The sequence below is a fragment of the Gilvimarinus gilvus genome (assembly GCF_030518155.1).
Lineage (GTDB): Bacteria > Pseudomonadota > Gammaproteobacteria > Pseudomonadales > Cellvibrionaceae > Gilvimarinus > Gilvimarinus gilvus.
Map to the genome: position 1 here is coordinate 117,080 of NZ_JAULRU010000577.1, position 12,943 is coordinate 130,022.

10 protein-coding genes are annotated in these 12,943 nt (G+C 52.6%); 7 read left to right on the forward strand and 3 right to left on the reverse strand.

Annotated features, from left to right (window positions below; all coding sequences use genetic code 11):
- Positions 1-26: 26 nt before the first annotated feature.
- Positions 27-2,108, forward strand: coding sequence for an EAL domain-containing response regulator (locus QWI17_RS13270; RefSeq protein ID WP_302722996.1), 2,082 nt, complete (start codon positions 27-29; stop codon positions 2,106-2,108).
- A 129-nt stretch (positions 2,109-2,237) separates the two neighbouring features.
- Here the strand turns inward: QWI17_RS13270 and serB are convergent, their stop codons facing one another.
- Positions 2,238-3,455, reverse strand: a complete 1,218-nt coding sequence (gene serB / locus QWI17_RS13275) for a phosphoserine phosphatase SerB (RefSeq protein WP_302722997.1) — start codon at positions 3,453-3,455, stop codon at positions 2,238-2,240.
- A 244-nt stretch (positions 3,456-3,699) separates the two neighbouring features.
- On the opposite strand from serB, the gene QWI17_RS13280 reads away from it, so the two are divergent.
- The 6 genes from QWI17_RS13280 to QWI17_RS13305 all read left to right on the forward strand — a co-directional run bounded on the left by QWI17_RS13280 (position 3,700) and on the right by QWI17_RS13305 (position 10,045).
- Positions 3,700-4,821 carry a hypothetical protein gene (locus tag QWI17_RS13280; RefSeq protein WP_302722998.1) on the forward strand — a complete coding sequence of 374 codons (1,122 nt, stop codon included), beginning with the start codon at positions 3,700-3,702 and terminating at the stop codon, positions 4,819-4,821.
- A 143-nt stretch (positions 4,822-4,964) separates the two neighbouring features.
- The gene (olsF, locus tag QWI17_RS13285; RefSeq protein WP_302722999.1) at positions 4,965-6,719 is read left to right on the forward strand and encodes a bifunctional ornithine lipid synthase OlsF; all 1,755 of its coding nucleotides are present in this window, start codon (positions 4,965-4,967) and stop codon (positions 6,717-6,719) included.
- 117 nt (positions 6,720-6,836) lie between these two features.
- The gene (mpl, locus tag QWI17_RS13290) at positions 6,837-8,198 is read left to right on the forward strand and encodes a UDP-N-acetylmuramate:L-alanyl-gamma-D-glutamyl-meso-diaminopimelate ligase (protein WP_302723000.1); all 1,362 of its coding nucleotides are present in this window, start codon (positions 6,837-6,839) and stop codon (positions 8,196-8,198) included.
- Between the two features lie 11 nt (positions 8,199-8,209).
- Complete coding sequence (locus QWI17_RS13295; protein ID WP_302723001.1) at positions 8,210-8,821, forward strand: flavin prenyltransferase UbiX; 612 nt, start codon at positions 8,210-8,212, stop codon at positions 8,819-8,821.
- Positions 8,818-9,723: a hydroxymethylglutaryl-CoA lyase gene (locus tag QWI17_RS13300; RefSeq protein ID WP_302723087.1), complete on the forward strand. Its 906-nt coding sequence runs from the start codon at positions 8,818-8,820 to the stop codon at positions 9,721-9,723. Before QWI17_RS13295 ends, QWI17_RS13300 begins: the two co-directional genes overlap by 4 nt.
- A 13-nt stretch (positions 9,724-9,736) precedes the next feature.
- On the forward strand, positions 9,737-10,045 hold the full coding sequence (locus tag QWI17_RS13305; protein WP_302723002.1) for a DUF2288 domain-containing protein: 309 nt from the start codon (positions 9,737-9,739) through the stop codon (positions 10,043-10,045).
- Positions 10,046-10,171: 126 nt separating this feature from the next.
- Here the strand turns inward: QWI17_RS13305 and QWI17_RS13310 are convergent, their stop codons facing one another.
- Both QWI17_RS13310 and QWI17_RS13315 read right to left on the reverse strand, forming a co-directional pair.
- Positions 10,172-10,906: a sulfite exporter TauE/SafE family protein gene (locus QWI17_RS13310; RefSeq protein ID WP_302723003.1), complete on the reverse strand. Its 735-nt coding sequence runs from the start codon at positions 10,904-10,906 to the stop codon at positions 10,172-10,174.
- A gap of 234 nt (positions 10,907-11,140) precedes the next feature.
- Entirely contained in the window at positions 11,141-12,868 is a 1,728-nt protein-coding gene (locus QWI17_RS13315) for a glycoside hydrolase family 43 protein (RefSeq protein WP_302723004.1), read from the reverse strand.
- Positions 12,869-12,943: the final 75 nt, after the last annotated feature.

The following is a 12,943-nucleotide window of genomic DNA, read 5'->3' on the forward strand; positions in this document are numbered from 1 at the left end:
AAAATGAAAGAGCGCAGTAATACTCTATGACAGCCAACGATACGATCCGACTGCTCATCCTCAATGACTCACAAGCCGAGGCTGAGCGCCTGATCAGCATGCTGCAAAATGCGGGCAAACCGAATCGGGCTCAGCATGTCACCAGTGCCGACTCTCTGGCAAAGCTGCTTGAAGATCAAGCTTGGGATCTACTGATCGCTCACGAAAAAACCCAAAACCTTGCCCCCGCTAGCGCTATCCAACAAATCCGCCGCCTCAACAAAGATGTCCCGGTCATATTGCTCACCGATGAGCAAGGCAGCCAAGTGGTGGTCGAAGGCCTGAAACTGGGCGCCGTCGATGTTGTACAACTCGATGAAGACCAACACCTGCTCTTTGTCATTAATCGCGAAATGGCTAATCGTTACCAGCGGCAAGAAAAGCGCATTGCGGATCGTCTGTTTCGAGAGTCGGAACGGCGCGCCCAATCGCTGCTCGACAGCTCGCGCGATGCCATCGCCTATGTCCAGGATGGCCTGTACCTCTACGCCAATGAATCCTTCGCCGAGCTGTTTGCCTACGAGGACAAAGACGATATAGATTGCATGCCCATCATGGACATGGTTGCAGAGCGGGATCAAAAGACGCTAAAAGACTTCATCAAAGAGTTTACCTTGAAGGGCGTGGACGCCGAGTCATCTCAGCTGCAATTCAGCGGATTGAAGCAAGATGGTAGCGAAACCAATATCGCCCTGGAAGTAAACCACGCCACCTACGACGACGAACCCTGCCTGCAATTTTTAGCCAAGGCCACAAAGCAAGACGGCGCGTCCGCTGAAGAGCTGGAGGCGGTAAAATCGCTGGATGTGGTTACCGGTTTATACAACCGCAGCTACATGATGGGGCAAACCAACAAAGTCATTAATAATATTGGGGACGACCAAACCCGCGCCCTTTTGTACATTGATATCGACGATTACGCGGACGCTATACAGGGTAAGTTCGGGGTTAGCGGTGCCGATGAGGCCATTACTGACCTGGCTAAACTTTTTACCGAGCTTAAGCATGACAGTGAAATTCTGGCACGCTTCGGCGACAGCAGCTTTACCTTGCTAACCAACACAACTACGGCGTCGGAAGCGGTAAAGCGCGCAGAAAAAATTAGCAGTCAGGTCGCCGAACACATTATCGACATAGACAACGTTACCCTGCAAGTAACCGCCAGCATTGGGGTTTCGGTGATCAACGAAAATAGCTCAAAAGCGGAAACTGCCATAGAGCAGGCCCTGGATGCCATGGAGAAAGCTCGCGCCAGCTCCGAGTGTCAGGCCCTGCTCTATGAACCCCCCATGAGCGATGAGGAACGCCAGGAGAAAAATCTTCTGAGTGAAGTACGCGAAGCGCTGGCCAATGATCTTTTCCGCTTAATGTTCCAACCGATTATCAGCCTGCGCGGTTCTGACGAGGAGTATTACGAAGTATTAGTCCGGCTGGAAAGCGCCACTGGCGACAAGCTGTCCCCAGAGGGTTTTATTGATGCTGCGGCCGATGCAGGTATCGGGACCAAAGTTGACCGCTGGATTGTCCTTGAGTCGATTAAAATGTTGTCTGAACATCGCGCCCGGGGCAACCAGACCAAACTTATCGTCAACCTTAACCGAGTCTCTGTGTGCGACGAAACATTAGTTCCCTGGTTAGGGGTGGCCTTTAAAGCGGCCGGCCTACCTACCGACGCCATTATATTTCAAGTGCAAGAACGCGACGTCACAAACCACCTCAACGCGGCCAAAGCACTGAACAACGGCCTGTTAAAAATCGGCTCAATGATGTCAATCAGCAGCTTTGGCTGCTCGCTCAACCCATTCAATACGCTAAAGCATGTAGACGCCAAGGTAATAAAGGTAGACGGCTCCTTCACTCAAGACATTCAGAGTAAGAGCGAGAGCCCTGAGGGGCTCTCACAGCTGCTGGCGGAACTGCACGAACACGAGCGCGTTACCATAGTGCCCTTTGTGGAGAACGCCAGCGTACTATCAACGCTATGGCAGGCTGGCGTGCACTACATTCAAGGTCACTATTTGCAAGAACCCACGGAATCGATGAGTTACGATTTTAATATGGAAGGGTAAAACTGTCGGATGTCGGATGTCGGATGTCGGATGTCGGATGTCGGATGTCGGATGTCGGATGTCGAACAGTGTGGAGTGACGCGTTGATTTTCAAACCTCAGACATCGGACCTCAGACATCCGACTTTTTTCAAACAATCCGATCGCGTTCGCGAAACCCCATCAAATAGAGAATCGCGTCTAGCCCCAGCGTTGATATTGCCTGCTCTGCGCTGGCTTTCACCAAAGGCTTGGCGCGAAACGCAATGCCAAGGCCAGCAGCACTTAGCATTGGCAAATCGTTGGCGCCATCGCCAACTGCGATGGTTTGCTCTACGGTGATACCTTCTTTCTCAGCCAGAAGCTTTAATAACTCGGCTTTGCGCTGGCCATTGACGACTTCACCTTTCACCTCGCCGGTTACCTTTCCGTCAACGATATCCAGCTGATTGGCGAACACGTAATCAACGCCCAATCTTTTTTGTAAGTACTCACCAAAATATTGAAAGCCACCAGACAAGATCGCAGTTTTGTAACCCAAGTGTTTTAAGCTACTGATCAGCTTTTCTGCGCCCTCAGTAATTCGTAAATTCGCCGCAATATCCGCAAGTACGTTCTCATCCAAGCCCTTTAACAGTGCCATGCGGCGGGTAAAGCTCTCATTGAAATCCAATTCGCCACGCATGGCCAGCTCGGTGATTTCAGCCACCTGCTCCCCCACGCCAGCGGCCTTAGCGAGCTCATCGATCACTTCCGCTTCAATCAGGGTGGAATCCATATCGAAACAAACAAGGCGCCGATTGCGGCGATAAACGGTGTCCCGCTGAAAGGCGATATCTACTTCATGCTGCGTCGACAGCTCCATAAAGTCTGCGCGCAAAGCTTCGCGATTGGCCGGCTCGCCGCGCACCGAAAACTCAACGCAAGCGCTGCTGCGCTGATCCAAACCATTGAGGGGAATACGCCCTGAAAGGCGATTAATATTGTCTATATTCAGACCGTGCTTGACGGTTACCTGCGTTAAGTCCGCTATTTGGCCAGCAGTGACTTCTCTTGCCAGTAACGTCACGATATAGCGGGCCTTGCCCTGATGATTGACCCACTGTTCATAGCTTTGCGCATCAATACGGGTAAACCGCACCTGAATAGACAAATCGATAACCGCCGCCCGGATTTCCTGTAGCAGGTCATCTTGATTCACAGCACCCTGCTCAAAACCCACTAACAATCCTAACGTTAAATTATCGTGGATTACCGCCTGCCCAATATCCAGCACGGCAGCTTGGTACCGATCAAGCACCTGAGTAATGGCGGAAGTGACACCGGGCTTATCTTCCCCGGCCGCATTGATCAAAACTATATCTTTCACGGTATAAGGCGCTGTAGTAAAAGCGGGCATTATAGCGGTTAACGCGTTGCAAATACTAATAGGACAGCGGCAAAACAACCACAGAATGCAAAATTTAAGCAATGCCTGGGCAGACTGTTGAACAACCGCCTGCATGTAAAGGGTTTTTCAACAGCGGCTAATGCTACAATTGCGTTAGAATGCGCTCACCGTATCGACGCGGTATAAGAGAATACTTAGCCTCAAGGACACCTCAAAACCCGTAATGACACTGAAGCAAACTCTTAGTCGCCATCCTTTACTCGGCCTGTGCCTGTGCCTGATGGTACTGCTTGGACTGACCGGCGCCATGCTGACTCTGCACTTCGCCGCACAGCAACAGGCGACAAGCGCAAGTCAATATGGCAATGCGTTAGCCGAAAGTGCGGCGTCACAGGCCGTAGAGCCGGCCCTGAGCCAGGACATGATCAGCTTGCAGGTCATTTTACAAGCCGTTGCTCAGCAACCCAATGTCAGCGGCGCGACCATTCACGATGTCGAGAATCAACTATTGGTGCAAAGCGGCTCCGGCAATGCCCCGCCACATTACAGCGAGCTAAACTTCACCGCCCCCATCACGTTGGACACACATATTGCGGGCCACCTAGGCGTCACACTAGCGCTGCCTCCGATCCAGCAAGTTTATGACAGCTTTATTTGGGCGTGGGCTCTAACCGTTTTTATCGCCATGTTGGTCTGCGTGCTGGCCTATAGGCGTCTATCGCAACAACAAGGCGCGGGCAAAGAGCCGGCCCATGATCTAGAGCAAACAGCGGCCGACTCACAAGGTGTCGAAGACGAACCCAGCGAGCAAGAGATTGCCGGCGCTGAGTCAACGGACAGCCACTGCGTTACCGTAAAGTTGCAGCTGCTGAACATCAACAAACTGGAACAACAACTGTCGTTAAATAACTACCAAAGCTGCTTGAAAAAATTTGACCGACTTGTAAAAGGCATACTAGCGCTCTATGAAGGCGAGAAAAACACACTAGAGAACGGCCGGCTAACCCTCTCTGTTACCAGTGACAACCTGGATGACGCCAGCTTCTACGGAATTTGCATCGGCCACCTGGCATGCGAATTGTCACAACAGCAGCCCAGCCCCCGACTAAAAATTTCAGTAACCGTTACGACACCCGACGGGAGCTCTCAGCGGACGCCCGAACAGACACAGCTTCCTGACGCAGGTACTATTTGGGTTGACCCAGCACTGCACAGCCCAGCCCTGGCATCGCATGTCAGCATAACTGAACGCCAACAGGTAGCAGTGATCAAACCGCCCTATCAAGCTCTGCTCGAACGCCAATGCAAACAACTGCAGGCAGCACTGCACCAAGACGCAGAGTGAAGCATACCGAGCTTGCAGGCTACACGGGCGAGCTTGTCACTCATCCGTCACCAAAGCATCACATAACTGTCACTAAAGCCAACTAGCGTAGCGTATCACCGTCCGCCCACATCCAGCACGGGGCATAGATACAGGTTACGCGTATGCTGAATATCGAACAGTCCGTTAATGATAAATTCCCCCGCTTTGCCGGTACTAAACCCCTCTTAAAAAAGCCTACGCTGTCGTTGCTGCGCAAGCTCACTCATGAGCAAGAGATTAATGACTTCCTAAGCAACAACGAAGGGTTAAAGGGAATTGACTTCATCGATCAAATTTTCGATTACTTTAATTTCAACTACAGTGTCAGCTCGCGTGACCGCAATAATATTCCCGCTCAGGGCCGCGTCGTCATTATTGCCAATCACCCTATTGGCTCGCTAGACGGGCTCGCTTTACTGCACATGGTACGCGGCATTCGCTCAGATGTTCGTATTGTTGCCAACGATATGCTGATGGCCTTCGAGCCGCTACACAACGTGTTTCTGCCACTGGATAACATGACCCGCGGCGCCTACCGGAAAAGCTATAAAGCTATTTTGGCGGCACTCAATAACGAGCAGGCCGTCATTATTTTTCCTGCGGGAGAAGTATCGCGCGCCACCCCCAAAGGCATTCGCGACGGCGCCTGGCACGCAGGCTTTTTACACTTTGCCCGCAAAACCAATGCTCCGGTACTGCCTATCTGCATCGACGCGAAGAACTCTCTGCTGTTTTACTCTGCGTCCATGCTCTACAAACCTTTCGGTACCGCGTTGCTCGCGCGTGAAATGTTCAAAAAGCAATCAACCGAAATTCGTATGCGCATTGGCGAGCCGATTCCTGCCACGGAATTGGAAGCAAAGAACCTTGCCGATAAGGCCCTGATCCGCCGCCTGAAAAAACACCTGTACAAACTGCGAAAAAAACGTGACGCGCAGTTTGTTACCGAACGAACCATAGCCCACCCGGAAGAGCGCAGTGCACTGAAAAAAGAATTTTCGCTGGCGCAGCAAATTGGCACCACCTCAGACAACAACAAAATATTTCTCTGCAACTACGCTGACCACCCAACCATCTTGCGGGAAATAGGGCGACTGCGAGAACACACCTTTCGCAAAGTAGGCGAAGGCACTGGCGCGCGCCGCGACCTCGATAAATACGACCACCACTATTTGCATCTGGTACTGTGGGACGAAAGTAACCTCACTATTGCAGGGGCTTATCGCATAGCCGATTGCGGTCGAATTTTGCAACAATACGGCGCCGAAGGGCTTTACACCAACGAGTTATTCACCTTTCACCCCAATCTATTCCCCTATTTAGAGCAAGGCGTAGAGCTGGGCCGCAGCTTCGTGCACCCAGACTACTGGGGCAAAGCCAGTTTAGACTACCTTTGGCAGGGGTTAGGTGCCTACCTGACACACAATCCTCAAGTGCGCTATGTACTCGGACCTGTCAGTATGAGCGCCACCTACCCCAAAAATCTGCGCGATTTGGCTGTCTTTTTCTACCAGCGCTATTTCAGCACAGCCCAGCCGATGGCACTTGCCCCACACCCTCATGTCATCAATCAAGAAGACCATGAACGGCTAATCTGTGAGTTTCGCGATAAAGAACCCGACGATGCCATGCGTTACGTGCAGCAGCAATTCAGCGCCGCTGGCCACAAATTCCCAACGCTCTATAAACAATACGCCGCACTGTATGAAGCCGGCGGTTACAGCCTACTCGCCTTCAGCGTCGACTCGGATTTCGGCAATTGTTTAGATGGCCTGTTTATGGGAGATCTAACCAAAATGAAGGCGACCAAAAAGAGAAGGTATTTTGGGGAATCGTTACGGGCGTCCGAGGCCCAGGGTCTGATGTCCGACGCTTGACGGTCCAAGAGGCTTCTCCTGCGTAGCGAAAACTCGTCAGACATCAGGCCTCAGACGTCTAGCATCGCAATTTATGCTAAGCTCGCTGCAATCAAAAATGACGATTGAAGCGAGTTTATGCACATACATATTCTTGGTATTTGCGGTACGTTCATGGGCAGTCTGGCCTGCCTTGCCAAGGAACTTGGCCACCGGGTGACAGGCTCGGACCAAAACGTTTACCCACCCATGAGCACTCAGCTGGAGCAATTGGGTATTGAGCTTATCAGCGGCTACGACCCCAGCCAGCTCGACCCGGCCCCCGATTTGGTTGTTATCGGCAATGCGCTAAGCCGTGGCAACCCGGCGGTAGAAGCTGTGCTTGAGCGAGGACTGCCTTATACGTCTGGCCCCGAGTGGTTGCGACAACATGTGCTGCCGGGCAAATGGGTGTTAGCGGTTTCTGGCACTCATGGTAAAACCACAACGGCCAGTATGCTGGCGTGGATTTTAGAGTACGCCCAAATGAGCCCCGGCTTTTTAATCGGCGGCGTCACCCAAAACTTCCCCGTATCCGCCCGCCTGGGCGATACCCCCTTCTTTGTTATCGAAGCCGATGAATACGACAGTGCCTTCTTCGATAAACGATCCAAGTTTGTTCATTACCAGCCGCGCACGCTGATTATTAACAACATGGAATTCGACCACGCCGATATTTTCGATGCACTGGCGGACATCCAACGACAATTCCATCATCTGGTACGCACAGTACCCGCTAGCGGTCGTATTATTTATCCGGCCAATGTCGCCGCCATAGAGGACACCATTGCCAAAGGCTGCTGGAGTGAGACAGTCACCACCGGCGAACAAGGTGAATGGCAATGCACTAACCTGCAAGCCGACGGCAGCCAGTTTGCTGTATGCCAAGGCGGACAGCAACATGCCGTTGTCGACTGGGGGCTCAGCGGCCAGCACAACGTCGACAACGCGCTTGCAGCGATACTGGCGGCGCGCCACGTAGGCGTTACACCAGAAATTGCGGCGGCGGCGCTGTCGGAATTTAAAGGCGTAAAACGCCGCATGGAATGCATCGCCGATACACATTCTATAAAGGTGTACGACGACTTTGCTCACCACCCTACGGCCATTCAAACCACCCTGGCCGGGCTGCGCGCCAAAGTGGGCGATGGAAAAATCATCGCCGTAATTGAACCGCGATCAAACACGATGCGTATGGGTGTCCACAAAGATAATTTGGCTGCCGCCTGTGTCGACGCCGATGATGTACTCTGGTACCAGCCACCCGATACCGACTGGGATCTGGCCGATGTCATTAAACACTCGCCCGTGCCCGCAAAGTTATATCGTGATTTGAATGCAATTATTCACGACGCGCTGGCATTGGCCGAGGCCAACTGCCACATTGTTATTATGAGCAACGGCGGCTTTGGTGGCCTGCACGGCCGCCTGGTGGAACAACTGAATAAACACGCACTGTGACGGAGGCCAAAATGAATGAGGAGCGCACCGTAACCCTCGCTATGACGGGCGCCTCAGGCGCTCAATACGGATTGCGACTACTGCAGTGCCTGCTCGCTGCCGAATGTCGCGTCTACCTATTGCTGTCGTCCGCCGCCGAAGTGGTGATTCGAACGGAAACCGAATTAGATTTACCCTCGAACTTGGAAGAACAACAGATCTTCCTTAGCCAGCGTTATGGCGCCGAAGATGACCAGCTTATGTTATTCGGCCGCGACGATTGGTTTTCGCCGGTGGCCTCTGGCTCGAGCTCCCCGGCCTCTATGGTTATTTGCCCGGCCAGTGGTGGCACTTTATCGTCCATCGCGACCGGCGCCAGTAACAACTTAATTGAGCGCGCCGCCGACGTGGCGTTAAAAGAAAGGCGACAATTAATTTTAGTCCCGCGCGAGACCCCCTACTCGGCCATTCACCTTGAGAACATGCTTAAACTTACCCAGCTGGGCGCGGTGGTATTACCGGCCAGCCCTGGCTTCTATATGCAGCCTGACAGCGTCGAAGCACTGATTGATTTTGTCGTGGCCCGTATTCTCGACCAACTGGGTATTGAGCAGGAACTGATGCCGCGCTGGGGAGAGGAATAGTGCTACCGGGTAAAGCCACCTTGGTGGAAGTAGGCCCGCGCGATGGCCTGCAGAATGAGACCGGGCTCATTGCCAGTGCCGACAAAATAGAACTCATTAACGCCCTCGCCCGAGCGGGACTTACGCGCATAGAGGCCGGCGCCTTTGTTAACCCCAAGTGGGTGCCGCAAATGGCCGATAGCGAAGCGGTGTTGGCTGGTATTGAACGCCGTGCAGGCGTCAGTTACAGCGCCCTCACTCCCAACTTAAAAGGCTTTGAGCGCGCGCTCGCAGCAAAGGCCGACGAGGTCGCGATTTTTGCTGCCGCGTCAGAGGCCTTCAGCCAAAAAAATCTCAATTGCAGTATCGATAAAAGCCTTGCGCGCTTCGCAGAGGTCACTCAGGCGGCAGCCCAGGCCAAGATCCCTGTGCGCGGCTATATTTCCTGCGTACTGGGCTGCCCTTACAGCGGGGCAGTCGACCCCGCACTTTGCGTGGACATCGCCGAGGCACTGTTCGACATGGGCTGTTTTGAGGTGTCACTGGGTGACACTATTGGCGTGGGCACCGCCGCTAGCACCCAGGCTCTGCTCACGCCGATGCTTCAAAAATTCAACCCCAAACAACTGGCCGTGCATATGCACGATACCTACGGCCAGGCGCTGGCCAATGTGTACCAGTCCCTGCAAATGGGCATTAGTGTTATCGACGCCTCGGTCGCAGGGCTGGGCGGCTGCCCGTACGCCAAAGGAGCCTCGGGCAACCTCGCCACCGAAGACGTGCTATACCTATTAAACGGGCTGGGTATTGAGCACGGCATTGACCTCAATCAAGTAGTAGTAGCGGGCGATGTTATGTGTCGCAAACTCGGCATTGCCAACCACAGTCGGGTAGCCCAAGCACTGCTAAGCCAAAATGCCTAAAAGATTCGAGAATATGACCGAAGACAACGAACTGTTACAAGCCAAAGTAAATTTAGAAACTGCGCAAATACCCTGGCGCGAACTGCAGCGTTTTTTCGCCTCGGGCAACGCCATTTTTGTCGCGCCGGAACTCGACCTTACACAAGTAGCGACCGAAATGGCCCGCGACAACGCAGCGCAAATTCAGCATTGGATGCAAGCCAACCAAGTTGGCCCCGTCAGCGACGAAAGCGCGCAAGCGTGGTTTGATGATGACATCACCCTGTGGGCTGTTGTGGTTAAGCCTTGGGTTTTGGTGCAGGAGAAAGGGTCTGAGGTCTGACGTCTGAGGTCTGACTGGATAGAATGCCTGAATTCGGACGGCTAATGTCTGAGGTGAATCGAAAGCGGCTAGTGCCGTTTCGATGTTGTTTGCGTCAGACATCGGACCTCAGACATCCGACGGCCGTTAGTATGTCAACACCCCCCTAATCACAGCCGCAACGCCCGCCAGCGCCGCTATGGACAAAATAACGGGTCTGAGGGCATTGAAGGGTAAGCGCGTCACTAAGTGGCCCGACAACCAAAAGCCGATAAATACCCCGGGGGCGGTGGCCAGCACCAGCTTCATTTCCAGCATGCCGATATAGCCGGCGGGGGCCAGCGCCACGACGCTGGCAAGGCTGGCGAATAGAAAAAACGCGGCCAGATTAGCGCGCACCAATTCACCGGTCTCATTTTGGTAAATCAGCGCAATAGGTGGGCCACCTACCGCGGTAATCGTACCCATATAGCCGGACACCCCACCAGCCATAACACTATTGCGCGGCGACAGTGACGGCCTTAACCCCATCACACTCAAACCTACCGCCATTAGAATTAATACTCCAAAAGCCAGCTCGAACCCCTGTGCGGTTAAAAACGTCAGGGTAATAGCGGCCAAACCGGTACCAATCACGTTGCCGCCTATGGCGTAGCGCACGGGCCGAAACGTTAAACTTTGGTGATTGCGAATCAGCATAAGAATGTTAAGAACCACGGCATTAATAATCATGACGCCGGGTAAAAAAGCGGGGCTGATTAAGAACATCAACGGTGCTGACAAGGTACCGATGCCATAGCCCGCAACACCCTGAAGGCAGGCGCCGGCCACCAAGACAATATTGGCGAGGATAAGTTGTAAGAGCGAAATATCGGACAACAAATTCAGTTCTCAAAAATCAACGTGGGCATTATTACCTAACCAATATATCATACAATTGAAGGGCTAAACAGATTATAAACCAAGCAGGCCTGGTAGATTAATGGTAATAAAAAGCCCCGTCACCTCACAGATCCGGCAACTCAATCACTAGCAGGCTGTGACCTACCATTTAGTTCAACGGCCCGATGGCGACTTTCGTTCAATATGAGCCACCATCAGGCGAAAGACTTTATTTTAAAGCGTCGTGCAATAGGGCCCAATCAAGGTGCCGACAAAACCACCCGCGACATTGGTACTGAGATTAGTGGCATCAACCGCCTCGGCGAGCGTATACGACTGGCCCTGAACATCATAGGAGGCAGACATTTGTCCACCATCGAATGCCAGCGTTAAGGTGACATTCTCAGTGTCAGGCAAGGTCGTTGCTTTAACTAACTCATCCTCCAATGAGCCCGCGCGCCGGTATAGCGCCACCTGTTGTTCACCTTCGAATTCGCGAATACCCAGAAACATCAAATATTGATCGTTTTGGATCGCGGCCAAACCGGCCATTTGACCTTCATCGCCCGAACCCAATGACACGGTGGTTGATACGGTTGCAATATGATGCTGCTGACGCTTACCGACAAAAGAAGGCACTGTATTTAGGTCGCCAAGGCCACCCTCACATGCCAGGTTTAAGGCCCCATTCTCGACTTGGTAAAATGGGCTATCCGATGCGCGAATCCCCATCCAACCCAAGGAGAGCTTATCGCCATCGAAATCATCCGAGTAACTAAAGTCTCCCGAATTCAGTGAGGCTGCCTCGGGCTGAACAGGCAGGTCAGGTTTTTTAAGGGCAAAGGGAATGCGCTCACCCTCAGGCAAAATATAGGGCCAGTCGTTTTCCCACCGTACCGGCAGCAAAAAAGTTTCTCGACCAATATTAAACATGTCGTGGTCATATGGGCGAATGGCAAGAAACGTTGCCCACCAGTCGCCGTTGGGGATTTGTACAAACTTGGCGTGCCCGGCGGCAATAATTGGATCCTCTCGCTCAAATTCCAAATCGCGCTGGGTCAATATCGGGTTATGGTCAGCGGGTTTGTAAGGGCCCCAGACGTTGTCCGCCCGAAAAATGGTCTGGGAATGCTGCACACTCGTGCCACCCTCAGCGGCGGTAATATAGTAGTAACCATTTCGCTGAATAATATGTGGCCCCTCGATCCATACCGGCTCTTCTGAGATATCCACACCGCCATTAATCAGCTGTTTACGCTCTCCCGTCATAGCAAGATTGCGCCAGTCAAACTCCTGAATCCAAATGGCGCGGTGACCGTCGTAGCGCGGCTCTTCATTGGGCGCACCGTTATTAAGAATGTAGGCTTTGCCACTAGTATCCCAATGAATAGAAGGGTCAATTCCCTCAAAACCCAACCAGTGCGGGTCCGACCAAGGCCCAGTGGGACTCTCGGCCGTCATTACAAAGTTACCGTCGCAATCAACACACGTCGAGGTTAGATAATAGAGCCCCTCGTGGTAAGAAATATCAGGCGCGAATATACCTCGTGAAACGTTTAAGCCAAAAAAGTCGAACTGATCGGGCCGGTCAATCGCATTGGCGATATGCGTCCAGTTAACCAGATCTTTGGAGTGGTAAATCGGCAAACCGGGGAAATGGGTAAACGAGGAGGTGACCACATAATAATCGTCGCCCACCCGTGTCACTGTAGGGTCCGGTGCGTAACCAGAAATCACCGGATTGCGAAACTCGCCCTCGCCCACCACCACCTGTTCCTGCGACTTGCCTTTGTAGCTAAAGCTTGTGTACTGAGCAGCGCCCGCAGCAGCCGGTGTCGACGCTGAAGATGAAACCTCTTGCGCTGATACCTCTGGTTCGCTCTGGTTACTGTCTGGGGTCGAATCACAACCCGCCAACAATACGGCAAGCCCAACTAGAAGTAAGGTAAATAATTTATTCATTATATGAACCCTCAAAGTTCTACAAGGATACGCAACACGTAAATAACCGCCATTGTTCGCGGTGTAAGTTAAAGA